Below are 25385 nucleotides of genomic sequence, written 5' to 3' on the forward strand. Positions count from 1 at the left end.
CACCCCCGCCGCATCTCCCGCCCCGGCACCGAAGGCCTCCAGCAAGCCTCGCGTCGACACGTTCTCGGCGGCGCCCACCGGCCGCGCCCAGAACACGGTGCTCCGGTCACTCGCGAAGGACAGCACGTTCGAGCCCTTCCTGGCGAAGCCCTCCGCGGGTGCGGCCCCGAAGCTGAAGTTCGACGGCCTGGAGCATCTCAACCCCCGGCGCGCGGCGGTCGACAAGGCCCTGTCCACCGGTGGACCGGTCCCCTTCACCAACACCGACGGGAAGACGGAGCAGGTGTCCGTCGAGCGCATCGCCACGCCCCTGCTCGGCGGCGCCATCTACTCCGTCACGGTCGGAGACGACACGTTCAACGTGAGCATCGCGAAGGGCGCCCAGGTCGACCACGAGGCCGTCCTCGCGCAGATCATCGACGCGTACAGCGAGACGCCGGAGGACCTTCGCGGTGCGCTCGAGAGTGTCTCCGTGCGTGGGGAGAAGGGGCCGGATGGGGCGGCCGCGACGGCGGGCGATGGACACATCACCTTCTATGACAACGCGACCCACGTGACGGCGGACATCTTCCACCACGAGATGGGCCACCTCATCGGCCGGCAGGTCGAGAATGCCAATGACAGCGTCCTGTCCGGCGTCATCGAAAGACTGAAGGGCGAGCCCCCGCCCATCCCCGACGGTTGGGCGGAAGCCGCCGCCGCCGATGGGAACCACCTCAATGACTACACCGAGGGCAGCTTCGAGAAGTCCGGCAACTACACCGAGGACTTCGCCGAAGCCTGGTCCGAATACATGCGGGCGCTCGATGGCGGACCCAAGGCACTCGCCCAGTTCGAATTGCAGTACCCGGGCCGCTCGGAGATCCTCAAGGACCTCTATCCGCCGGCGTAGTCCGCGGGCTTCCGCCTACTGCCCGTAGCCCCGGAACTGTTCGAACACACGCGCCATCTCCGCGTCGTCCAGGATGACGGGCTCGCCCACCTGGAGCGCGCGCAGGTACATGGCCGCCAGCGTCTCCACCTCCACCGCCAGCTTGTAGGCCGCAGGCAAATCCACACCCGCCGCCACCAGACCGTGGTTCGCGAGCAGGCACGCCTTGCGGCCCTCCAGCGCCTTCATCATGTGCCTCGCCAGTTCCGGCGTGCCGAAGGTCGCGTACTCCGCGCACCGCACGTCCGTGCCTCCCGCCGCGGAGACCATGTAGTGGAACGCCGGGATGCCCCGGCGCAGACACGCCAGCGTCGTGCTGAACATGCTGTGCGTGTGCAGCACCGCACCCACCTCCGGACGCGCCACCAGGAGGTCCCGGTGCAACTGCCACTCCGACGAAGGCTTGCGCGCACCCACGTGCGTGCCGTCGAAGCGCATGAACACCAGGTCCTCCGGCGTCATCGTCTCGTAGTTCATCCCGGACGGTGTGAGCAGGAAGCCGCCCTCCACCCGCTGGCTCAGGTTGCCCGACGTGCCCTGGTTCAGGCCCGACGTGTTCATCCGCCGGCAGGTGGCCACCATCGCTTCGCGCAGTGCACCGTGCCCGCTCACTTCGCCGGCCTCCGCTCCGGGAAGAGCGACAGCAGCCCTTCCTCTGATGCCGCGCACACGCCCCGTTCGGTGATGAGCGCCGTGACGAGCCGCGCGGGCGTCACGTCGAACGCGTAGTTCGCGGCCAGACTCCCTTGCGGCGTGATGCGCACCGTGGCGACCTCACCGGACGGCAGCCGTCCCGTCACGTCGCTGAGCTCCGTGCCTTCGCGCTGCTCGATGGGGATCTGCCTCACGCCATCGTGAATCGTCCAGTCCACCGTGGGCGACGGCAGCGCCACATAGAACGGCACGCCGTTGTCCTTCGCCGCCAGCGCCTTCAGGTACGTGCCAATCTTGTTCGCCACGTCGCCGTGCGCCGTCGTGCGGTCCGTGCCCACGATGCACAGGTCCACCTGCCCGTGCTGCATCAGGTGGCCGCCCACGTTGTCCGCGATGACCGTGTGCGGAACGCCGTGCTGCCCCAGCTCCCACGCCGTCAAGAGCGCGCCCTGGTTGCGCGGCCGCGTCTCATCCACCCAGACGTGCAGCGGCATGCCCGCGTCGTGCGCCAGGTACATCGGTGACAGCGCCGTGCCCCAGTCCACCGTCGCGAGCCACCCCGCGTTGCAGTGCGTGAGCACGTTCAGCCGACCCTTGCGGCCCTTGCGGTCCCACGCGTCCTGGAACAGCTTCAGCGCGTGCCCGCCAATGGCCCGGTTGCAGGCCACGTCCTCGTCGCACAGCGCCGCCGCGTGCCGGTACGCCTCGGCCAACCGCTCCGACGGCTTGAGCGGCGTCAGCACCCGGCGCATCCCCTCCAGCGCCCAGTGCAGGTTCACCGCCGTGGGCCGCGTCTCCCGCAGCAGCGACAGCGCATGCTCCAGCCCCGCGTCCGATGCGTCCTCCCGCATCGCCAGACACACGCCGTACGCCGCCGTGGCGCCAATCAGCGGCGCACCCCGCACCACCATGCCTCGGATGGCATCGGCGGCCTCTTGCGCCGTGGAGAGCTTCACCTTCACGAATGCGTGCGGCAGGCGCGTCTGGTCGATGATGCCCACGGTCCAACCGTCGGTTTCGACCCAGATGGAGCGCGTTGGCTCGCCTTGGACTTTCATCGCCGTGTCTTCCTTTCAGCGCTTCAGGACACGGCCCGCCACCGCGGAGAGCTTCTCCACGAGGGCCGGGTCGCGCACGTCCGGCGAGGTCATGATGGCGTGGTCCAATGCCGTCTGGCAGCCCCGGGCGCAGGGACCTTCATGGCGCCCCACGAGCGCCGCGATGTTCTTCACCAGCCCGCGCGCCTTGCCCGCGTTGCCCAGGAGCACCGCCACCACCTGGTCCACCGTCACCGCGTCGTGGTCCGGATGCCAGCAGTCGAAGTCCGTGACCATGGACACGCTCGCGTAACAAATCTCCGCCTCCCGAGCGAGCTTGGCCTCCGGCATGTTCGTCATGCCAATCACGTCGCAGCCCCACTGCCGGTACAACTGGCTCTCCGCCAGCGTGGAGAACTGCGGCCCTTCCATCACCAGGTACGTGCCGCCGCGCACGGCCTGGATGTCCAATCCCTCGCACGCCGTCATCACCGCGTCGCCCAGGCGCGCGCACGTGGGCTTCGCCATGGACACGTGCGCCACCAGCCCCGTGGAGAAGAAGCTCTTCACGCGCGCGAAGGTGCGGTCCACGAACTGGTCCACCACCACGAAGGTGCCCGGCTTCAGGTCCTCGCGCAGGCTGCCCACCGCGGAGATGGACAGGATGTCCGTCACGCCGCTGCGCTTGAGCGCGTCGATGTTCGCGCGGAAGTTCAGCTCCGACGGCGGAATCCGGTGCCCCCTTCCGTGGCGCGGAAGGAACACCACGGGCTGGTCGCCAATGCGCCCGAAGCAGAACTCGTCCGACGTCTCCCCGAAGGGCGACGCCACCCGGCGCCACGTCACGTCCGTCAGGCCGTCAATCTGATACAGGCCGCTGCCGCCGATGATGCCCAGCACGGGCTTGTTGGAACTCGACATGGGTGCGGACTCCGGCTCCAGGAAGGGACGGCTCAAACCTACTCAGGACACGCACACGAACGAATCGAGCGACGTGAAGTCAGGAAACGTCGGGTGCCCGTGCCCCTGGGGAACGGCCACCTCGCCCCGGTCCAGGCACGCCGTGCGCAGCCCCGCCTGCCTGGCGGCGTCCAGCTCCGCCACGCTGTCCGACAGGAACAGGATGTCCCCTGGCGACAGCGCCAGCGCCTGGGCAATCTTCGTGTACGACGCGGCCTCCAGCTTGGGCCCGGTGGTGGTGTCGAAGTGGCCGGAGAGCAGCGGCGTCAGGTCTCCCTCGATGCTGTAACCGAAGAGGAGCTTCTGCGCTGCCACGCTGCCAGAGGAATAGACATACAGACGCAGGCCCCGCCCATGCCACGCGCGCAGCTCCCGGGCTGCGTCCGCGTACACGTGGCCCTTCAGTTCACCGCGGGAGTAGCCCTCCGCCCAGATGAGCCCCTGGAGCGTCTTGAGGGGCGTGGCCTTGCGGTCCTCGCGCAGCCAGCGCTGGAGCAGCGCGACCGTGCCCACGTCGTCCAGCCCGGGCTCCCCGGCGAGCGTGCGGGCGTCGGACAGACACTGGCGCACGGTGGACTGCTGGCCGTGCAGCGCGACGTACTCCGCCAGGTGCTTCCGGGCGAAGGGGAAGAGCACGTCCCTCACAAAGGCGACGGAGCTGGTGGTGCCCTCGACGTCGGTGACGATGGCGACGGGGCCGCTCATGGCGCGTACTTCGGGAAGCGCTCGGCGATGGTCTCGCCGGTGAAGTGGCCCACCCAGCCGTCCGGCCGGATGAAGAACCGGATGGCGGCGAACCGCGGCGCGGGCCCCATGTCGAACCAGTGCTTCAGGCCTTCCGGCACGCGGATGAGGTCGCCCCGGGTGCACACCACCTGGAAGACCTTGTCCTGTGCGTGCAGGTAGAAGCAGCCGCTACCCTCCACCATGATGCGCGACTCGTCCTCCGCGTGGGTGTGTTCGGAGAGGAACTTCTGGCGAGCCTGCTCCACGTTGTGCGCGTCCGGCTGGATGCGCACCACGTCCACGGTGTTGTACCCGTGGGCCTTTTTCTCCGCGTCCACCACGTGCTGGTAGGCCGCGAGCACCTCGTCCTGGCCCGCGCCGTCCGGCAGCGCGATGGAGGCGTCCACGCGCTCGAAGCGCACGCCAAGGGGGGCCAGCTCCCGGCCGATGTCCTCGGGCTCCGTGAAGACGCCCAGCGGCTCGGCGGGATGATGCTCTTTGTAGACCGTCAGGTGGCTCATCGCCGCACCTTCATCTTCTCGAGTTCGTACGTCAGCAGGTGCTCCAGCGCCACCACGTGGCGGCGCGCCTCGGCCATGCTCCGCCCCCAGGTGTACAACCCGTGGCCGGCGATGAGATACGCGACCAGCTCCGGCCGCTTCGCCAGCATCGCCGTCACCTGACTGGCGAGCCGGGGAATGTCCTGGTCGTTGGGGAGGATGGGAATCGACACCGCCGCCTCGTGCGTGCGGGTGTCCCCCAGCGCCTTGAGCAGTTCGAAGTCCTGGAGCACCAGCTCGCCTTCGGACTGCCGCAGGTTCGACAGCAGCGCGGACACCACGGAGTGCGTGTGCAGCACCGCCTGGGCGTCCGGCCTGTCGCGATACAGTTGCAGGTGCAGCGGCGTTTCCGCCGACGCGCCCTTCGGCGGCGGCGCGTGGAGGTCCGCCACCAGCACGTCCTCCTCCACCAGTTCACCCTTGTCCACGCCGGAGCGGGTGACGGCGGCCGTGCGGGCGTCCAGCCGGCGGGAGAAGTTGCCGCTGGTCGCGGGCACGAAGTTGCGCACGCTCAGGAAGCGGCCCACCTCCACGATTTCACGGGCGGCTTCGGACAGGGGGGTGGCGGGGGCCGGGCTGACGCTCATCCATCCCTCGGGGGAACCAGGGCGCGATGAATCATCGCGCTGCGGACGCGGAGCATAACCGGCGGGCGCGAAGGAACGCGACGAGGGACCTGAAGGCTCCGGGGGACAGCGAACAGGTTCAGGTGCCGTCGAGCGCGAACGTGGCCAGCCTCGCGAACTCCTTCAGGCCGTCCTGCTCCAGCACGTCGTTGTGGCCCGCGCGCGGCACCGTCACCACCGTGGCGTGCGGGAAGCGCTGACCCAGCGTGCGACCCATGTCCACCGGGACGACCTCGTCCTGTTCACCGTGGATGACCAGCACCGGGATGGTGATGCCAGGGGCCTTGGTCAGGGATTCGAAGCGGTCGCGCACCAGCAGCGTCGCTGGCAGGAAGGGCAGCAGGCGCTGGCCCATGGCCACCATGGACGTGTACGGCGCCACCAGCACCATGCGGGCGCCGTATCCGCGCCGCGCCATCTCCACCGCCACGCCGGTCCCCAGGCTGCGGCCACTCAGCACCACCTGCTCCGGCTTCACGCCCTGCTCGCGCAGGAACTGGAGCGCGGCCTCCGCCGCCGCGTACAGGCCGGCCTCCGAGGGACTGCCCCCCGACGCGCCGTAGCCCGGGTACTCCACCGCGAGGAACCCCACGCCCGCGTCCCCGAGCAGCTGGCCCAGCCCCCGCTGTCCCAGCAGCTGCTCACCGTTGCCGTGGAAGTGCAGCACCGTGGGCGCCCCCGGCGGCGCGGGCAGGTAGAACGTGTCCACGCTCAGCCCCGCCGCCAGCGGCACCTGGCCGAAGCCGGGACGGCCCCGGAGCGCCTCCGGTTCGGAGCGCGGCGCGGGGTAGATGAGCGAACGCTGCGCGGCGAAGGTCAGCGCGCACAGCGCGAAGTACAGCATGCCTGTGATGAAGACGAAGGCCATGAGCAGTCGGCGGAAGCGTTGCACGCCTCCAGTCCATCACATCGGTGGAACGTTGAGGGGACCTACCGCGCGCTTGCTCCACCGTCGGGCCCGCGAGCATGTCCCCTGCCTGGAGACCGAGGGCAGGCAGTGGAGCCCACGGGGAAGGCGCGACGGTCCCCTACTCACGTGAACATCCCCAGCGGGGTGCCCTCCGTGTAGCCCGGGAACACCTTCGACAGGTCCACACCGGGACGGCACACGCGCAGGGCCTCGGCCAGCGGAGCGCGCACATCCGTCCATGACGGAACATCCCGGCCGTCCTGCAGGTGGTCGGCCGTGAGCGCTTCGAAGCGCCCGTGGACCCGGCCTCCCTTCACGCCGCCGCCCAGCGCGAGCATTGCTCCGCCCACGCCATGGTCCGTGCCCTGGTTGCCATTCTCCTTCACCGTGCGGCCGAACTCCGTCATCACCAGCACCGTCACCGCGTCCAGCCTGGGGCCCAGGTCCGCCGCGAACGCCGCCAGCGCGCCGCCCAGTTCGTCACAGCGCTTCGCGAAGGCCCCCTGCGCCACGCCCTGCGCGACGTGCGTGTCCCAGCCGCCCATCTCCGTCGCCGCCACCTCCAGCCCCACGTCTCCCTTGAGCAGCCGCGCGATGTCCTGGAGCCTGCGCGCCAACGGCGTCCCCGGGTATGTCACCCCTGGCGACACGGGCAGCTTCGCCAGCCGCGCGCCGTCCAATCGAGACATCGCTTCGAATGCGTCCGCGCCCGCGCCCTTGAGCGCCCGGTCCACCGCCCCGGCGTAGAGCGCGGAGAAGCCCTGGCGCGCGTCACCGCCCTGGCGCAGCCGGAAGTCTCCCAGTCTCCCCATCGCCAGCGCGCCGGAATTCCCATACAGCGCTCGCGGCAACGTGGGCTGCAACGCCACCGCGCGCAGCGGTGCGTCCGCGTTCGCGTCCTCCAGCGCCCGGTTGAGCCAGCCATCCGCCGTCGATTTGCGGCCCGGCGTGCCGGACTCCAGGAAGTCCTGCGCGTCGAAGTGCGAGCGTGGCGCGACGGGCAGCCCCACGCCGGGGAGCACCGCCAACCTCCCCTGCTCCCACAGCGGCATCAGCGCGCCCAGCGCCGGGTGCAGGCCGAACACACCCTGGAGCTTGAGCGCGGCATGGTCGCCCTGGGACTTGAGCGCCAGCGTGGGCCTCGCGCGTTGATAGGCGTCGTCCTCCACGGGGGGCACCAATGACAGACCATCCGCGCCGCCTCGCAGGAAGACGGTCACGAGCGCGCGGCGTGCGGGTTCGGTGGGACTCGCGGCCAGGGCCCGGGAGAGGAAGGACGGAGCCAGCACGAGGCCCGCGCCCGTGAAGCCCAGTGCCTGGAGCAACCGTCGGCGGGAGAGGTTCGCGGTCATTGTTTCTGGAACTCCGGCGAGCCGAGCAGCAACCCGGCGATGAGGGCCACATCCACGGGAGGCGCTTCGTCCACGGCGCTCGCGGCCTCCCGCTTCTCCGCCAACGCGGCAAGGATGGTCGCGCGCGTCTCCTCCGACGGCTTCGCTCCCAACAGCGCCCGGCCCAGCCCGTCCACCCACTCCACCGCGGAGGGCGCCTGCTTGGGCGCGAACGCGTCCCATGACACCCGCGCTCCGGGCAGCCGGCCGCCCACCAGGTCCAGACCGAAGTTGAGCCGCGCCACCAACGCGCCGCTGTTCACCCACGGCCCGGCCACCTCCGGGAAGCCCGTGGGCGCGGGTGCGCGGTAGAGCGGCTCGCCCATCAATGCCAGATGGCGCAGCAGCCTGGGCGTCACCTCCACCTGCGCGTCCGTCGCCCGCAGCGCGGACACCACGTATTCGAACGGGGTCTTCACCTTCGCCGCGTAGGTCTGGGGTGACTGGAACTCCGGCGACTGGAACAGCGCGCGGTACACCTTGCGCAGGTCCCCCTTCGATTCGAGGAACACCTCCGCCACGCGGTCCACCAGCTCCGGCGGCGGCGCGTCCGCGACGAAGCGCCGCGCCAGCTTGAGCGCCACGTGGCGCGCGGTGGACGGGTGGTTCGCCAGCAGGTCCAACACCCGCTCCCCGTCCTTCTCACCTCCACCCGAGGGGATGGCCTGTCCCAGCACCACCTTCGCTTCCGCGTCGTGCGCCACCGGGCGGAAGAGGAAGTCCGGCTCCTTGCGCGGCTTGCGGACGGTCCAGCCGGTGAAGCAACGCGCCACCTCGCGCACGTCGTCCTGCGTGTAGCCGCCGTCCACGCCCAGCGTGTGCAGCTCCAGCAGCTCGCGCGCGTAGTTCTCGTTGAGGCCCAGCTTCGGCTTCGCCTCCTCGTCCTCCGCGCCGTCGTCCATCATCGGCGCGGGCGCGGCGGCCTGCTGGCGGCGGAAGCGCTTCGGGTGGCGCAGCTCCTCCTGGCTCAGGCCCTCGCGCGTGCTGCGCCAGTTGTCGAGGTAGAAGAGCATCGCCGGGTGGTGCGCCGTCGCGCCCAGCAGTTCGCGGAAGGTGCCGAAGACGTGCGGACGGATGGCGTCGCGCTCGTAGGCCGTGGCCATCCACTTCACCACGCCCTTGTCCTCGGAGACGTTGAAGTGGTTGAACCAGAAGTCCACCAGCACCTCCTCCAACTGGCGGGGACTCTCCACCGCGCGCAGCACCCGCGCCGAGGAGCGCTCGAAGACGACGCGCGACGGGCCCCGCTCACGCTTCTCCTCGCGAGGCATCTCCTGGGGCGGCCGTGGGTAGTCCTCCACGAGCTGCTGCATGGACATGCCCAGCGTGGGGAAGGCTTGGAGCTTCGCTTCGAGTCCCGGCGGCAACGCGGCTTTCGGCGCGGGCTGGAGCTGGGCCTCCACCCACCCGTCCACGCCCAGCCGCTTCACCTCCGCGAGGTCCCGGGCCGACGGGCCGTAGGCCAGCCGTTGCAGCACGTGCACCGCGCGCGCTTCGTCGAAAGGGGCGGCGGGTGGCGCCTCACGTGCCGCGACCTGCGACCGGGACGCACACGACAGGCACAAGGCCACCAGGGGCCAGACAGGGAGGGCGCGCATGGTGGTGATGGGAACCCGGGGCGCGGCGAAAAGTTACCGCGCGTTTCGGGGGCGCCCGTGGAAACCGCCGGACGTCAGTGCATCATCGTCGCGAAGAACGACATGCCCAGATGGACCGCGGAGGCGATCACCAGCCCCGCGCCCACCACTCCGGCCATCAGGATGGCCTTGGGGTTGCGGTCCGCCGCGCGCAGGCCGTGGTGGAAGGTCTTCTTCAGGAGCGTGCGCTGGCAGTGCACCCCGCTGCGTCCGTCCATCGCGGCATCCAGCTCCAGCAGCATCTCATCCACGGAGGCGTAGCGCTCCTGGGGGTCCTTCTTCATGCCCTTCGCCACGAACCACAGCAGCTCCGCGGGCACCGGGCCCTGGGCGCTGTTGACGTGCATGCTGGACATTCCCAGTGAGCGCGTCTGCACGCCCTTCATGATGTCCGTCACTGACTGGAGTCCGTCCAGGTAGTGCGTCAGCCCGAGCAGTTCGTGGAAGAGCACCGACAGGCTGTAGATGTCGCTGCGCGCGTCCATCGTGTCGTGCTCGCCGCGCGCCTGCTCCGGGGACATGTACAGGGGCGTACCCACCACGGAGCCCAGCTCCGTGTGCAGCGGGCGCGCAGGGGCGATTTCCGTCGACGCGCTCGTGGCGCCTTCCGGGAGACGCGGCGGCGTGGGCGCACCCACCTTGCGCGCGAGCCCCCAGTCCAGGACCGTCACCTCACCGAAGGGCCCCACCATGATGTTCGCGGGCTTCAGGTCGCGGTGGATGAAGCCCTTGCCGTGCGCGTACGACAGCGCGTGCAGCACGCCCCGGAAGATCTGCACCCGCACCGGGAACGGATAGCGCACGAGCGCGTGCAGGTCGGAGCTGCGCAGGCGGGCGATGATGGACTCCAGCGTCTCGCCCTGCAGGTGCTTCATCATGAAGAAGTAGCGGCCCTGCTCATCCACGCCCACGTCGTGCACCGGCACGATGTTCGGATGGTCCAGCGTGCCGACGGTGCGGATCTCCTCCACGAAGCGCAGCACGCGGTCCAGCTCCGCGCCCTGGGGCAGCCGCTTGAGCGCCACCTCCCGTTCGATGTCGTGGTCGCGCATCAGCACCACTTCGCCCATGCCGCCCTGCCCCAGCGGACGCACTTCCTCGAAGCGCTCGCGTTGCAGGGGCACCACGCTGGGCTGCTGGCCCGTCCACTGCACCCGGGGCAGCACGGTGTTGCGCCGGCTGGTCGAAGCGGACCCCGGCATGAGCGTGGGCGCCAGCTCCGACTGCGAGGGCGGAGTGATGAGCGTGTTTTCCAGGCCAGCCGAAAGCGTTTGCCTCATGGGACGCCAGGAATAGCAGGCACACCGTGCGCGCGCCCACCTACGCGCAGTCCCTGACGCAACCGCGCGAAACCACTGGGCTGGCAGCCGGCCGAGCGTCAGTTCGTCGGCGTAAAGGGCACGTCCAGCACCGGCAATTTCGTAGCGCCGGGCAGGTCGTAATGCCACCACTCCATCTTGTTGCGCTGGAAACCCACGCCCTCCATGGCCGCCCGGAGGACCTCCCGGTGCTCACGCGAGGCGGGCGTGCCGCCCATGTAGCCGTGGTGCGCCTTGGGGGTGAAGTCGTCGAAGGGGGTGGGCATCTCCACCTCGCCCCCGTCCACCGTGGCCAGCGTCAGGTCCACCGCGCCGCCCCGGTTGTGATTGGAGCCCTTGGCGGGGTTCGCCACGTAGCCCGGCTTGGGCAATATCTTCCACATCTCGTACTGCACCGCGCGCGGCCGGTAGCAGTCGTAGACCTTCAGCCGGTAGCCCTGGGGGCGCAGCACGTCTGCGGCCTTCTTCAGGCGACTCACCGAGTCCGGCAGCAACAGACACCGCGCCCCGTCCGGGTACACCTGCCGCTTGAGGAAGTTGTCCTTCGTCGCGTAGCGCAGGTCCAGGATGAGGTCCGGGATGACGGTGGCGGCGTCCACCAGCTCCACCTTCGGCGTCGCCTTGGGCGCGGGCTTCGGCTTCGCGTCCTCCGCCAGGGCCGGCGCGCTTCCAAACAACGCCAGGGTCAGCGCGAGCCGCGTCGTCGCGCGCATCAGCGCACCCCGTCCACGTAGGTGGTGGGGTCGGGCACGCCGGCTTCCTGGAAGCCCTTGGAGCGCAGCAGGCAACTGTCGCAACGGCCACACGCGCGGCCCTGGGCGTCCGGGTCGTAGCAGGAGTGGGTCATCCCGTAGTCCACGCCCAGCTTCACGCCGGCCTGGATGATCTGCGCCTTGGTGAGGCCGGAGAGCGGCGCGTGCACCTGGAAGCGCGCGCCCTCCACGCCCGCCTTGGTGGCCAGTTGGGCCATCGTTTCGAAGGAGCGGATGAACTCCGGGCGGCAGTCGGGATAGCCGCTGTAGTCCACCGCGTTGACGCCGATGTAGAGGTCCGTCGCGCCGACGACCTCCGCGAGCCCCAGCGCCAGGGAGAGGAACAGCGCGTTGCGCGCGGGCACATAGGTGACGGGGACGTCGTGGGACATGTCCTCGTCCGAGCGGTCCTTGGGCACCGGGATGTCGTCCGTGAGGGCCGAGCCTCCCACCTGCCGCAGGTCCACCGTCACCACGCGCACGTCGCGCACGCCCATGGCCTGGGCGACCTTGCGCGCGCGATCCAGCTCCACCGCGTGGCGCTGGCCGTAGGCGATGGACAGGCACACCGGCTCGAAGCCGTCCGCCTTCGCCATCGCCAGACAGGTCGTCGAATCCAGTCCGCCGGACAGGAGCACCACCGCACGCTTCGCCATTCCATCCTCCACTTCGGGGCGGCGCACGTTACACGACGGGGCCGGGCCCCGGGTGTTTCAGTCCTGTCGGTCGCCTCGCACCGTGTACACGGTGGTGCAGGTGGCCGGCTTGCAATTGCAGCTCGCCCCCTTGCCCGGCAGGAAGATGTCGGTGAGCGTGCCGCACGCGAGCGACACGTCGTAGCCGTTCTCCGTGGGGGCGGGGATGGTGCCTTCGGGGACGCCGCCGTCCAGGCGTGCGCAGTCGCGCGCCACGTTGCGCGCCTGGCTGTCGCTCAGGAGGATGACGTTGAGGTTCTCCTCGATTTCGGAGTCCTCGCAGCCGGTGCCGCACGACGCGCGGGGCGCGGTGGCACGGTGGGTGGAGTTGACGCTCTGGCCCGTGTAGCCGGCATCCCGCGTGAAGCCCAGCACCGTGAGGAAGCCCGTGCCCGCGTCGGTGTCTCGCGAGAAGGTGCCCTCGAAATAGAACGAGCCCGCGTCGTCCAGTTGCGCGAACTCCCGCGAGCCCGCGTCACAGGTGGTGCGCGCCGCGTCCAGCTTCGCCTGGAAGCGGAACGAGCCCAGCACCTGGTTGCCCGGGTACACGGGGTCGGTGAAACAGCCCACCGCGACGGCCAGGGCCGCTGCGGGAAAGAGCGCCAGCGCGAGTCGCTTCAGGTGCATGTCGTCCCCGAGGTTAGACGTCCAGCGACGCCAGGGCCAATTGGTGGAAGGCCTCACTGCGGGCAAGCACTTCGCCCACCTCCACCCCCATCGGGTCGCCGCCGCGCGAGGCCGTATCCAACTGGGCCAGCACGCGGCCCGCCGCCAGCGACGCTGGCATCGCGCGCCAGGCCGCCACCGCCGCCGACTCCCACGCCAGCACCGTGCCGGGACGCGTGAGCTGCACGCCCGCGTCACCCAGCGCCAGCGCCAGCGCGCACAGCCAGCCCAGCTCCACCGCGCCGAAGCACCCCAGCGCGCCCGCGCCCAGCACCAGCGCGTCCGGTGACGTGAGGTACGCCTCCACGCCGCCCTTGGGGTCCACGGACAGGCGCACGTGCTCCGCGCCCAGCGAGGCGAGCACCGGCTTCAGCGCGACATACAGGCGCGACAGGCTTTCACCCGTCACCGGCACGCGGCCTTCCGGCTCCGGGTGCTGGAAGTCCTGCGCGGGCCGGGCCAGCACGGCCACGGGAGCGCGCGGCGCGGGGGCGTCGCTGGAGACGAGCGCGGCGCCAATGCCATCCGTGCGCTCGGCGGCCTCCGCGCGGCCCAGGGCGCGCAGCGCCTCCGCGTACAGCGTCCAGCCGTCCACGTCCGGCCACTTCTCGCGCAGCAGCGCCGGCCAGAAGCGCACCGCGAGCGCGGCGCCGTCCGGGGACGGGGACAGGCGTTCGGTCACCCACCGCGTGAGGCCGGGCGTGAGGTGGTTTCCGTCCGCGAGCCGTTCGGTGAGGCGCACGGCGGGGCCCACGAGCTGGGCGTCCAGGTAGCCGCGCAGGATGACTTCCAGCTCCGCGGGCTCGTGCGTGAGGCGCTCGCGCAGCCGCAGCGCTTCGCCCACGAGGCCCCGGGCTTCAGCGAAGCGCACGCGGCGGGCGAGCCGCTCGTCCGTGTCCGGGAGCTGTTCGAGCTGCGTGGCGGCTTCGGCGTAGCGCTGCTGCGCTTCGTAGGCATCCGCCAGCCGTTCGCGGTACGGCGTCCACGCGTCGGGGCCGGAGAGCTTCGCGAGCGTGTCCGCCAGGGCCAGGAACACCGTGGACTCGCGCGCCTCGTCCACCAGCGCGAGCAGCGCCTGCACGGCGGCGAGGCTCTCCGCGTCGTCGGCGAGGGCCTCCTCGAAGGCCTCGCGGGCCTCGGCGGGCTGCGCCAGGGGGCCCTGCAACAGCTCACCGCGCTCCAGGTGCAAGAGCGCGCGCGCCTTCACGTCGGCGGTGCCCTGCGCGATGAGCGCCAGCGTGCGCTCCGCGGACTCCAGGTGTTCGAGCTTCAGCTCCAGCGCGTACCGCTCGCGCAGCAACTCGTCACGGCGCGCGGGCCAGCCGTCCGCGGCGAAGGCCAGCGACTCCAGCCGCGCGGGCTCCGGCAGCGCGCGCACGCGGGCGAGCACCGCTTCGGCCAGGGGCTCGGGCTCCAGGCCCAGTTCGGGCAGGAGCAGCAGCAGCCGCGTGGCGAGGCCTGGATCCGCGCCCAGCTCCTCCAGGGCCCGGAGGCGCGCGACCACCGGGGCCGGACGGGCGCGCAGCACCTCGTCGCGCAGGGCCACGGCGAAGGCCGCGTCGCGCTCGAAGGACAGGGCGGCCAGCTCCAGCAGGCCCTCCCATTCGGAGTCCTCGCGCAGCCCGTCCGCGAGGGCCGCCGCGTGGGATGGATCCGCGTCCGGCATCGCGACCAGGGCCCAGAGGGCCACGCGCGTGCGGGGGACATCTCCCGCCTGCGCGGCCATGGCCAGCGCGTCGGTGTATTCGCCCGCGACCATGGCGGGCTCGAAGCCCACGTCCAGGGCGCGCGCGAAGGCGCCCAGGCGGGCGAAGCGTTCGGCCAGCTCCGCCGGGGACAGCATGTCCGGCGCGTCGGTGGCGATGCGCTCGATGACCTCCAGCGCCTCGCCCATGTCGCCGGCCTTCTCCCAGAGGCCCGCGGCCTCCAGCAGCAGCGGCGGTCGCTCCTCGGGCGCGGCGAGGCGCGCGGCCTGCAACAGCGCACGGGCCGCGCGGGGCGCGTCTCCGGAAGCGCGGTACAGGTGCGCGACCAGCAGCGCGGCGCGCAGGTCCGGTTCGGTGGCGACGGCGGCCTTGGCGGCCTTCAGCGCTTCTTCCAGCAGGCCTGCCTTCTCGAAGGCCCGGGCGGCGGCCACCAGCAGCGACACCCGGAGTTCGCCCGACACCAGCTCGGCGCGGGCCACGCGCACTTCGGCACGGCGCGCATGGGCCTCCCCCAGCAGCGGCTCCAGCGCTTCGAGCGCGTCGGCGTAGCCGGCACCGGAGGGACCGCGCGACACCACCGCTTCGAGCGCGTCGCGCGCGGCGTCCTCGCGACCGGCGTCGCGCGCGAGCGTCGCGATTTCCAGCCGGAGCACGGCGGCCTCGTCCGCGTCATCCGTGCGGGGGACCAGTCGCTCCAGCGCGGCGAGCAGCGCCTCCGCCGACTTGCGCGCGCGCAGTCCTTCCACCAGCGCACGCAGTGCAGCCGGGTTCTCCGGATCCGCTTCCGCCGCGCGCTGCGTGAGGGCCCAGGCGGCGTCCGCGTCCGACAACGAGTCGTTCGCCACGGACGCGGCGGCGAGCAGCAGTTCCGCGGCGCGCGCACCTCCCGCGGCCTCCGCGCCCACTTCGTAGATGCCCAGCAGGTCGCCGTGGCGGCCCAGGGCGCGCAGTCCCACCACCGCGCGGTCGATGACGCTCGCGTCGGCGGGACGCAGCCGGGCCAGGGGCACCAGCGCGTCGATGGCGTCACGCGGATCATCGAAGAGATCCGCCGCGCGGCGCAGCAGCACTTCCTCCGTCGCGGTGTCCTGGGCACGACGCGCCAACTGCAACGACGCCCGGTACAGGCCCGGTCCGTTGCCCGTGCGCGAATGCACCTCGGCGAGCAGCGACAGCGCCTCACCGCCGCGCGTGCCCTCCGGCTCCAGCGACACCACGGCCTCGAAGGCATCCGCCGCGTCGTGGAAGGCACCCGACGCGAGCGAGGCATGCCCCAAGCGCAGCCACGTGCGCACGAGCACCGGCACCGGCAGCGTGTCCCCGCCCAGCGCGAGGACCCGGCGGTCGTAGGGCTGCGCGGCGGCGGGGCCACCCCCTTGCGCGGCGAGTTCGGCGCGAGCGCAGAGGGCCTCCACGTCGCCCCCCGCGCGGCCCAGGTAGTCGTCGAAGGCCTCGGCGGCCTTGAGGGCTTCGCCCGCGTCCAACAGGCGCTGGGCCCGCTCGCGCAACAGGGGCAGCGCTTCCGAGGGCGACACGGCCTCGGCGCGCTGGCCCAGGAGGTCCGCCAGCCGGCGCACGTCTCCGGCCGCGCGCTCGCGCACGTGGTGGAAGGCTTCGGCGTTGCTGGCGTCCAGTTCGAACGCGCGGTCCTCGCACAGGATGGCGCGCTCGCGGGCGCCGCCCTCACGGAAGGCGCTCGCGGCGGCGAGGTAGCTGATCGCGGCCTCGGCGGGCTTCTGGCGCTCGGCGCGGCGGAGCATCAGCTCGGCCAGCGACTGGCGCTCCTCGGTCTCCTCCAGGTAGGCGCGGTGGCGCGTGAAGACGGGCTCCCGGAAGGGATCCGCCTCCAGGAGGATGGCGTCGAATTCGGCGGCGTCCGCGGGGCGACGCACCTGGTGCAGCAGCTCCGCCGCCTGCGCGGTGAGCTCCAGGTCGTCCGGCTTCGCGGCGCGCGCGGCGATGAGTGCGGCGGCGGCGGACTCCGGCTTGCCCGCGCGGTCCCGGTAGATGACCGCGGCCCGGTACAGCAGCGCCGCGTGACGTTCGATGTCCGTCTCCGCTTCCGCGCACTCCTCGTACCAGGCGGCCAGTTCCGCGAGCCGTCCGTCGCGCTCCAGCAGCTCCGCCAGCAGGGCTTCGGCTTCCGCGAGTGCGCGGTCCTGACGCAGCGCCTGTCGCAGGAAGCCTTCTGCCTTCGGTGCGTCCGCGAGTTCGCCCAGGTTCAGGCGCGCGAGCCGCAGCAACACCGCCGCGCCCTGCTTCGTGCCCGTCAGCCGGGGCAGCGCACGCTCCCACCACCGCGCTTCGGCGGCCGCATCATCGCGGCGCTCGGCCAGGGCCGCGCCCAGGCGGGCCGTGTCCAGCTCCGCGGCGAAGCCGAAGGCGCTCTCCAGCGCGGCCTCCGCGGCGCCCAGGTCCAGCTTCACGTCGCGCAGCAGCTCCGCGCGGCGACGCTCGCACGCGGCGGCTTCAGGACGGCGGTCCTCGGAGGCGAGCAGGTCGCGCGCATTGGCGAGCGAGCGCAGCGCTTCGTCCGCACGGCCCAGCACCTCCGCGAGCCGGGCCTCCTCGTCGTAGGCCGCGAGCGCCGCGTCCACGTCCCCGGCCTGGAGGCTGAGCGCGGCCACCGGTTGCAACTCGGCCAGCAGCTCCGTCGAGCGACCCGTCTCCCGGTAGAGCGCGGCCAGCCGACGGCGCAGCGGCAGGGGCTCCTTCGCCATCTGCGCCGCGTGCGACAGGAGCGACGCCGCGATGCCCGCGTCCGCCAGCGCCTCGCGAGCGCGCTCCGCCAGCGTCACCAGCCGCGTGACGGTGGCCTCGGATGGCGCCAGCACGCGCGCGTGGGCGACGCGAACCTCGAAGGCACCGCGCGGATCATCCTTCTCCAGCAGCGCGGCGAGCCGTTCAACGGCGCGCTCGCTCAGCGGACGCTCCGTGAGCAGGTGGCGGTACGCGGCCACCGCGCGCTTCACGTCACCCGCCTGTTCGGCCAGGTCACCCAGGCGCAGGTACGTCGCCTCCGCGGCGTCCGGGGCCGCGCGGAAATCCGCCGCCGTGGCCAGGGCCTCCTGCAACGGCAGGGCCTCGCGCACCGCGCCGCGCAGGTAGAGCAGGTCCGCCAGCGTGGCCAGGTCATCGCCCCGCGCGGGCACCCGTGCATGCGCCCTGCGCGCCAGGGTCAGTGCGCGGTCCAGCTCCTGCGCCTGCCGTGCGTACGTGACGCCTTCACGCAGCAGCGATGCGGCCTCGGTGGGCTCCGCGTCCTCGGCGGCGGCCTCCAGCAGTCCGGCGGCTTCCAGCAGTTCGCCACGACCGGCCACCAGCGACACCAGCCGACGGCGCACGGACGCATCGGTCGGGGTCAGCCGCAGCGCTTGTCGCAGCGCGGCCTCGGCGGGCGCGGACTGGCCCAACCGGTCGAGGTAGAGGCTCGCGAGCTCCGCGTACAGCGCCGCAGCGACGGCGGGCGAGGCATGCGGGGCTTCGGCGGCCAGCAGCTCCGCGAGCCGCGCCCAGTCCTCCAGGTCGCGCAGCACGCGCTGCAACGCGAGCGTCGCCTCCTCGTGGCGAGGGGCCAGCAGGAGCGCGGCTTCCAGGTCGGTCGCGGCGGCCTCGCGCTGTCCCTGCCCTTCCAGCAACGTCGCGCGAAGCTGGAGTGCTTCCACGCGGCGGGCGATGGGCCCCTGGCGTGCGGCCTCCGCCAGCGCGGCGGCCTCGTCGGCGCTCTTGCCGTCACGGCGGGCCAGCTCCGCGAGCGCGAAGAACGCATCACACCGCGCGTCGGCGGGCGGCTCCAGCGCGATGGCCGCGCGCAGTGCGTCTCCGGCGGAGGCGCGCTCGTCCTTCTCCAGGAGCACGCTGGCCAGCGCCAGCAGCCGCTCACGGGCGCGTGCGCCCAGGCTGGCATCGGCCGCCACGGCGCGGCGCCAGGCATCCAGCTCCGCGGGCGCATCCGCCGCCTCGCGCGCCAGCTCCGCCAGCATCAGGAGCAGCGGCGCGGGCTTGCGCGACAGCTTCGCGGCCTGGGCGCAGTCATCCCGCGCGGCTCCGACACGACCGGCGCTCCGGTGCAGCACAGCCCGGCGCGCGAGCAGCTCGGCGCGAACCTCACCCGACGCGGCCGACACCAGCGTGCCCAGCAACTCCAACCGTTCGGACTCTTCCTCGGCGTTGCCCGTGCCCGGCGGGGGCAACAGCTCCAGCAGCGCCTGCGCCGCCCACGCGTCCTGCGGCTCTTCCACCAGCAGGCTGCGCAGCGAATCCGCCGCCGCGCTCGCACGGCCCAATGACAGACACAGCTCGGCCAGCTCGCGGCGGGCCTGACGGCGGGCGTCTCCGGCGAGGCGCGGCCACAGCTCCACCAGCAGGTCCGCCAGGGCCTCGCGCGCGCCGGCCTTGCGGTGCAGCGCGGCCAGCTCCAGCCGCGCATCCAGGTCCTCCGGCGTGCGCGCGCAGAACTCCGCGAGCAGGCGGCGGGCCGCGTCCGTGCGGTTGCCGCGCACGGCGGCGGTGGCGGCCTTGCGCGTGAGGGCGACACGCTCCGCCTCGCGCGGGGCATCCACGTCAGCGGGCGGCAGGGCCAGCACCGCTTCGAAGTCCTCCAGCGCGGCGCGGGCATCGGTGGTCAGCCGCAGCTCGCCCCGGCGGATGCGCGCGGGGGCGAAGGTGGCATCGCGCTCCAGGGCCTCCGCGAGGAAGGCCTCTTCGCGGCTCGTGCCCGCGGCCAGCAGCGACGCGCGGAAGAGCAGCTTCGCGCCCGCTCGCGCGTCCGGCACCAGCGAGGCACGCCGCGCGTACAGCCGAGCCGCTTCCAGCTTCTCACCGCGCTCCAGCTCCAGCTCGGCCAGCGCCTCCAGCACTTCGGCGGCCAGCGGGCCCTCGGGGCTCGCCTCCAGCGCGGAGGCCAGACGCATCAGCGCCGCGGCCTTCTCCCCGCGCTCCAGCAGGGCACGAGCACTCTGGAGGAACAGCGGCGCGGCCTCTTCCGCACGGTCCGCGCCCGCGAGCGCCTGCGCACGCGTAGCCCACATCTCCGCCAGCGCCTGCGTCTCGCCGGCCTCCGTGTAGAGGGCCTCCAGCCGCGTGGCGAGCACGTCGTCCAGCCGGCGCAGCGGGAACGCCTGCGCATAGGCGGCGATGGCGCCCTCGCGGTCTCCCAGCAGCTCACACGCGCGGCCCAGCCGGGCACGCACGTCCGCCAGCTTCTCCGGCGCGGCGGTGCGCGGCAGCATCGCCAGCAGCGACTCCAGCGCGCGGCGCGCATGTTCGGGGCGCTCGCAGCGCAGGCTCAGGTCCGCGAGGTCCAGCAGCACGGCGGCATCCGGGGCCAGCCGCGCCGCCTTCTCCAACGCCACCAGCGCGTCACCGACCCGGCCCAGCCGCGCCTCCAGCACGCCCGCCAGCTCGCGCAGGGCCGCCGCCGCCAGCCGCTTGTCACCCTGCGCTTCGGCCACGCGCGCGCGGTCTTCCAACGCGGTCGCCAGCCCCGCCATGTCGGAGCGCTTGCGCTGGAGGGCGCACAGTTCGCCCAGCGCCGGCAGGTCGTCCGGCTCCGCGCGCAGCACCTCCTGCAACGCGTGCACGGCGAGGTCCAGGTCGAACGCGAGGTCGCGCGCGGCCACCGCGAGGCGGCGGTACTTCTGCGCGCGCTCCTTGGGCTCCGGCGTCAGTCGCGCCAGCGCCGAAAGGCAGCGCGTGAGCTGCGCGCCATCGCGACGGGCCTCGGCCAGCGCGAGCAACGACTCCAGCGCGGGACGGTGGTCACCATCCGCCTCCAGCGCGAGCGTGAGCAGCCGGTCGGCCTTGTCCGCCTGCTGGAGCTTGCCCCGGTACAGCTCGCCAGCCTCGGCCCACAGCGCCGCGCGAGCCTTGGGCTCCTCCTTGAGGGCGGCGGCCTTCTCCAGCGCCTCGGCCAGCTCCTGCGAGCGGCCGGTGACGCGGAAGTACGGAATCAGTTCATCCAGCGCCACCGCGTCGCGCGGATCCAACGCGAGCGCGGACTCCAGGTGCTCACGCGCCCGAGCCGGGTCGCCCAGCTTCGTGCGCGACAGCCGCGCCAGCGCGTGGTGGCTCGCATGCGCGGCGTGACGGATGCCCTCCGAACGCGGCGCCGGGCCCGCGAGTTCCAGCGCCTGCTGGTAGCCGCTCAGGGCCTCCTGGAGCCGCCCCAGACCTTCGGCCACGCGAGCGGAGGCGAACAGCGGCTCGGGCTCACCGGGCAAGAGCGACACCGCCTCGCGGTAGCGCAGGAGCGCGTTCTCCGGCTGCTTCAGTCCCTCTTCCCACACCCGGCCCGCGAGCAGATCCGCCTGCCCCACGCGGTCCAGCTCATGGCGCGCCATCGACACTTCACGCAGCCGGTCCAGCGCCTTCAACGCGCGCAGGTGTTCGCCGCCGCGATGGCACAGCTCGCCCAACAGCAGCAGCGCATCCGGCTGGTCGGGCGACAGGCGCAGCGCGGCCTCGCAGTGCAGCCGGGCCCCCGCGATATCGTCCTCCGTCTGCGCGCACAGCCGCGCCAGATGCACGTGCGCGTCCGCCGCCTCCAGCGGGTCGCGCGCCAGGGCCGCGAGCCGCCGGTACGCCCGCACCGCGCCCGCCCGGTCCCGAGCCTGATCCGACGCGCGCGCCAGGGCCTTCAGCGATGGCAGGTGGTCCGGCTTGAGGCCCAGCAGTTCGTGCAGTGCCTTCACCGCCACCTGGGGCGCGGTGTCGCGGGACGAACGGGCCGCGGCCTCGGCGGCGAAGAACGCGGCGGCCTCTTCCGACGTGCGACGGGCCAGCGCGCACAGCGCCAGGTAGCGCTCCGCCGCGCGGGCACCCTCGCCCCGACGCTCGCGCACCACGGCCTCGCCCCACAGCGCCGCGGGGCTGCGGTCGCGACGGCGCGACAGCGTGGCCGCCACGTCCAGCGCCAGATCGTGCGCCTGCGGATCCGCCACCAGCAACGCCAGCAATCGCTCCGCCGCGAAAGGATGCGCGTCCTGCGCGTCCCCGGCCTGGAGGTACGCCTGCCGGGCCTCAGCGAGCCGCCCCTGCGCGACGAGTCCTTCCGCGTCCGCGAAGGCCCGAGCCCCTTCGAGCGCCAGCATCAGCTCTTCATCCGGCGCGGCGGGCGGAGGCAGTCCACCGGCGGCGAAGCGCAGCCGCAGGCCGGTGCTGGAGACCTCCGCGGCGGACAGGCGCGCGGTGTCGAGCGTGGGGACCTTGTAGCCCCGGCTCATCGCGGCGCGCTCGCACAGGGCGGGCAGCACGCGGGTGGAGAAGCCGGTGGCGCCGCGCACCTCCACGTCCGGCAGGAGCCCCAGCGCGCCTACCGCCGTGGACAACAGCCCCGGCAGTTGCACCGACGGCGTGGCGGAGAAGCCATACAGGCGCACGTCGTAGATGTAGACGGCGAGCCGGTCCCCATCCGCATCGAAGGCGACCTTGAACGTGAACGGCGTGCGCTCCGGCGCGGGCAGCCGACCCTGGCCCTCCAGGTAGCCGGGACGGAAGTGCAGGCGGAGGTCCTCGACGCCGGCCAGCCGTCCGGCCAGCTCCGCCACCTTGCGCGTGATGAGGTCCGCGTCGACGGACAGCTCCAGGAAGCCGAAGAGCAGCTTCTTGCGCTGGTAGCGCGTGGCGCCCGCGCTGACGTTGAACGGGAAGCTGACGTCCGGAATCTGGAGCGCGAAGTCGGAGATGCGCAGGCCGGGCTGCACCTCCAATGCCGGAAAGCCCACGAACGCGCGCCGATCCAACAGGCGAAGCTCGGGGGCGGCGCCCGACTGGGGGGCGGCGGACTTGGGGGACTCGCTATCGGTGGCCATCTTCGGAGGGGGGAGAGGCTACCATGACCCCTAAGCCCTCGAAATTTTGGACAAACCCCCGCTCGTTCGGCAGGCGGAGGGGCAACGGATACCCAGGCGTTTCCCCTGGAGATTCTGCTGGCGAGGAACGTCATGCGCTCCAGGGGGAAGCCGTGCAAGATGCCGCGCCGTGCTGGTCCCCGACGCCCTGGTCCTCGATGGTCGTTTCCGGGTCCTCGGACCCCTGGGTTCCGGGGGCATGGGTGAGGTGTACCTGGGCGAGCAGGTGTCCCTGGGCCGCAAGGTCGCCATCAAGGTCCTGCACCACGATCTGCACGCCCAGCCCGGCATGGCCGAGCGCTTCAAGCGCGAAGCCCGCCTGCTCTCCGCCGTGGAGCACCCCTCCGTGGTGCGCATCGTGGACTTCGGTCAGTCCGGGGACGCCGCCTGCCTGGTGATGGAGTTCGTGGAGGGCCAGAGCCTGCACGACGCGCTCCAGCAGGGCCCGCTGCTGGCGCCCCGGGCGCTGGGGCTGCTCCACCAGTTGGCGGAAGGGCTCGCGGCGATCCACGACAAGGGGATCATCCACCGCGACCTGAAGCCGGAGAACGTCCTCATCTCCCCCAGCGTGCGCGGCGAACAGGCGCGCCTGCTGGACTTCGGCATCGCGCGGCTGGTGGAGCCGGATGCCAACAGCGCGCTCAGCCAGGTGGGCGTGGTGCTGGGCACGCCGGAGTACCTGTCGCCGGAGCAGGCCGTGGGCGCGAAGGTGGACACGCGCAGCGACCTGTACTCCTTCGGCGTGCTGGCCTACCGCGTGTTGTCCGGGCGCCTGCCGTTCGACGGGCCGTCGCCGCGCCACTTCCTGTCGCAGCATGCCTCGGGCGCGCCGCTGCCCCTGGACCGTGCGGCGCCGCAGTTGTCGCGCTACGTGGGGTTGCTGGCGCTGGTGATGCGGCTGTTGGACAAGGACCCGGCGAAGCGGCTCCAGACGGCGAACGAGCTGGCGGACGCGCTGGGCGTGGCCCATGCGGCGTTGGTGGCGTTCACGCCGAGCCAGGGCACCCCCATCGTCCACGCGGGCATGACGCCCTCCCATGGCACGGCACCTCTGGGCGTGGCCGGGGTGCGCAACGAGCCCTCTGGCACGTCGGCCTTCGGCGTGAGCGCGGAGCCGGCCGGTCCCGGGTCGGGCACGTCGGCGTTCGGGGTGACGGAGGCGGAGGTGGTGTCCCCGTCGGTGACGGCGCCCCCGGCGGTGCCTCGCACGGGAACGGCGGCGTTCGGGACGGCGCCCCGGGTGACGGGCGGGCTGGGAGCGACGACGGGCGGCGCGGCGGTGGTGAAGGCCCAGAACGTGACGGTGCTGCTCACCGACATCCAGGGCTTCACCGAACGCATGAGCCGGCAGACGCACGAAGAGAACGCGCGGATGCTGGACACGCATGACCGGCTGCTGTTGCCCATCGTGCGCGAGCACGACGGGAAGCTGGTGCAGAAGCGCGGCGACGCGTTGCTGGCGGTGTTCCGGGCGCCCTCCTCGTCCATCCGTTGCGGCATGGCGATGCAGCAGGCGCTCTGGCGTCACAACCAGACGGTGCAACCCGAAGAGCAGCTCCACGTCCGTGTGTGCCTGCACGTGGGCGAAGTGCTGGTGACGAACGACGCGGTGCTCGGCGAGCCGATGGAGGTCGTGAAGGCGGTGGAGCATGTGGCCGCCGCCGGAGAGGTGACCTTCACCGAAGCCGTGAACATGGTGCGCAACCGCGCCGAAGCAGCCGCCGAACCCTGCGGCACCATTCCCCTGCCCGGCCGACAAGAGAAGATCCAGCTCTACCGACTCACCCGCGCGGCGGAGGGTTCACCGTTCGGAGAGGCACTGGGCGGCAAGGGCGCCGGCCCGAAGCGCTCACCGCTGGAAGCGCTGAGCGGCCTGGGCACGAAGGTGCGCGATGGGGTGGTGATGCTGCGCCAGCGCCCGCGCGTGCTGGGTGCAGGGGTGGCGGCACTGGTGCTGATGGGAGCAGGCGTCGCGTGGTCGGTGCACGCGAGCGATCCCCTGGTGCGAGCGCGCGGGTTGATGAAGGACGGCCAGCCGGCGGATGCGCTCCAGGTCCTGGAGGGCCCGGACGTGCCGAAGGGGGCCGTGACGACGCGGCTGCGCGCGGCGGCGAACCATGCACAGGGGACGCACGACAAGGAGCACACCCTGTTGCTGGGCCTGGACAAGGAAGGCCGGGCCGGCCTGGAGATGGGGCTGCTGGACGGGCTGGCGGAGGACTTCGGAAACGGCGAGCAGGACCGCTCCGTGCGCAGGGTGCTGGAGACCCTGCCGAAGGCCACGGTGCGTTCTCACTTCGAAGCCCTGGCGCGCGGTGAGCCGTCGATGAAGCAGTGGGGCGGGTTGCGCTATCTGGAGTCGGTGCAGGACACGGCGGGCCTGGATCTGGTGGCGCTCTACACGTCGTCGCTCGACTCCACGGACTGCGGCGTGCGCACGAAGGCGGCCACCCGGTTGGCGGCGTTGGGCAATCCGGCTGCGATTCCTACGCTCACGCGCGTGGCGGAAGCCGCCCGTGAGAAGCCTGCCGCTGGGGCGCGTGCGTGCAATCCGCAGGCGTTCACCCGGGCGCTCGAAGAGCTGAAGAAGAAGACCCAGGCGGCGCCGTAATTCCTTGGGCGGAAAAACCAAGACCAGGCGGTCGCACAGGGCTTCCTGTGCGACCTTCTGGTTCAGCGCCTTACTTCAAACAGCCAACAACAGCCGTAGCGCCTGAGTACTCCACAATCCCTACGCTGGTCGCATAGCCCACCGCCCCACAGTAGCGATGTGCTGCTGAATGGCAAACTAGGCCTTCCTTGCTGGCGGCCGTGCAGCCTGGATGGTAGTTGGTGAGAGTACCGAAAGTGGTTGTGATAATCCTCGCACCTGGCCCCGGCGTACCCTGGGGACCCGTCAACCCCTGCGGGCCCTGCGGCCCAGTAGCCCCTTGCGGGCCCGTCAACCCCTGCGCCCCTTGTACCC

16 protein-coding genes are annotated in these 25385 nt (G+C 72.1%); 2 read left to right on the forward strand and 14 right to left on the reverse strand.

Translation table 11 applies throughout. The features are described from left to right. Window positions 1-892: hypothetical protein (locus D7V88_RS43080; RefSeq protein ID WP_158625110.1), on the forward strand; the 892-nt coding region annotated here is incomplete at its 5' end. Between the two features lie 15 nt (window positions 893-907). On the opposite strand, the gene D7V88_RS18920 is transcribed toward D7V88_RS43080, so the two are convergent. The 14 genes from D7V88_RS18920 to D7V88_RS18985 form a co-directional block, all read right to left on the reverse strand. Next, window positions 908-1543, reverse strand: a complete 636-nt coding sequence (locus tag D7V88_RS18920) for a class II aldolase/adducin family protein (protein WP_120542052.1) — start codon at window positions 1541-1543, stop codon at window positions 908-910. Beyond that, complete coding sequence (gene mtnA, locus D7V88_RS18925; RefSeq protein ID WP_120542053.1) at window positions 1540-2643, reverse strand: S-methyl-5-thioribose-1-phosphate isomerase; 1104 nt, start codon at window positions 2641-2643, stop codon at window positions 1540-1542. The genes D7V88_RS18920 and mtnA overlap by 4 nt, the downstream gene beginning before the upstream one ends. 15 nt (window positions 2644-2658) lie before the next feature. Next, window positions 2659-3543, reverse strand: a complete 885-nt coding sequence (locus tag D7V88_RS18930; RefSeq protein WP_120542054.1) for an S-methyl-5'-thioadenosine phosphorylase — start codon at window positions 3541-3543, stop codon at window positions 2659-2661. Window positions 3544-3585: 42 nt separating this feature from the next. Then, window positions 3586-4287: an acireductone synthase gene (mtnC, locus tag D7V88_RS18935; RefSeq protein ID WP_120542055.1), complete on the reverse strand. Its 702-nt coding sequence runs from the start codon at window positions 4285-4287 to the stop codon at window positions 3586-3588. Next, window positions 4284-4829, reverse strand: coding sequence for a 1,2-dihydroxy-3-keto-5-methylthiopentene dioxygenase (locus tag D7V88_RS18940; protein WP_120542056.1), 546 nt, complete (start codon window positions 4827-4829; stop codon window positions 4284-4286). The genes mtnC and D7V88_RS18940 overlap by 4 nt, the downstream gene beginning before the upstream one ends. Beyond that, window positions 4826-5455 carry a methylthioribulose 1-phosphate dehydratase gene (locus D7V88_RS18945; protein WP_120542057.1) on the reverse strand — a complete coding sequence of 210 codons (630 nt, stop codon included), beginning with the start codon at window positions 5453-5455 and terminating at the stop codon, window positions 4826-4828. Before D7V88_RS18945 ends, D7V88_RS18940 begins: the two co-directional genes overlap by 4 nt. Before the next feature lie 118 nt (window positions 5456-5573). After that, on the reverse strand, window positions 5574-6386 hold the full coding sequence (locus D7V88_RS18950) for an alpha/beta hydrolase (RefSeq protein ID WP_244238247.1): 813 nt from the start codon (window positions 6384-6386) through the stop codon (window positions 5574-5576). A gap of 140 nt (window positions 6387-6526) precedes the next feature. Then, a complete protein-coding gene (locus D7V88_RS18955) occupies window positions 6527-7756 on the reverse strand; it encodes a DUF1501 domain-containing protein (protein WP_120542059.1) in 1230 nt (409 codons plus the stop codon). Continuing rightward, window positions 7753-9393: a DUF1800 domain-containing protein gene (locus D7V88_RS18960; protein WP_120542060.1), complete on the reverse strand. Its 1641-nt coding sequence runs from the start codon at window positions 9391-9393 to the stop codon at window positions 7753-7755. Before D7V88_RS18960 ends, D7V88_RS18955 begins: the two co-directional genes overlap by 4 nt. Before the next feature lie 74 nt (window positions 9394-9467). Then, window positions 9468-10712: a serine/threonine-protein kinase gene (locus D7V88_RS18965; RefSeq protein ID WP_120542061.1), complete on the reverse strand. Its 1245-nt coding sequence runs from the start codon at window positions 10710-10712 to the stop codon at window positions 9468-9470. Between the two features lie 98 nt (window positions 10713-10810). Next, window positions 10811-11464 (reverse strand): D-alanyl-D-alanine dipeptidase, encoded by a 654-nt coding sequence (gene ddpX, locus D7V88_RS18970; RefSeq protein WP_120542062.1) that lies wholly within the window; start codon window positions 11462-11464, stop codon window positions 10811-10813. Then, a complete protein-coding gene (gene queC, locus D7V88_RS18975) occupies window positions 11464-12159 on the reverse strand; it encodes a 7-cyano-7-deazaguanine synthase QueC (RefSeq protein WP_120542063.1) in 696 nt (231 codons plus the stop codon). Before queC ends, ddpX begins: the two co-directional genes overlap by 1 nt. Window positions 12160-12216: 57 nt before the next feature. Next, window positions 12217-12825 carry a hypothetical protein gene (locus D7V88_RS18980; protein ID WP_120542064.1) on the reverse strand — a complete coding sequence of 203 codons (609 nt, stop codon included), beginning with the start codon at window positions 12823-12825 and terminating at the stop codon, window positions 12217-12219. Window positions 12826-12838: 13 nt separating this feature from the next. Beyond that, window positions 12839-22381: a flagellar hook-length control protein FliK gene (locus D7V88_RS18985; protein ID WP_120542065.1), complete on the reverse strand. Its 9543-nt coding sequence runs from the start codon at window positions 22379-22381 to the stop codon at window positions 12839-12841. A gap of 169 nt (window positions 22382-22550) precedes the next feature. On the opposite strand from D7V88_RS18985, the gene D7V88_RS18990 reads away from it, so the two are divergent. Further along, window positions 22551-25031, forward strand: coding sequence for a serine/threonine-protein kinase (locus D7V88_RS18990; protein WP_120542066.1), 2481 nt, complete (start codon window positions 22551-22553; stop codon window positions 25029-25031). The last annotated feature ends 354 nt before the right edge of the window (window positions 25032-25385 follow it).

This window comes from Corallococcus terminator (assembly GCF_003611635.1).
In the GTDB taxonomy this organism is placed as follows: domain Bacteria; phylum Myxococcota; class Myxococcia; order Myxococcales; family Myxococcaceae; genus Corallococcus; species Corallococcus terminator.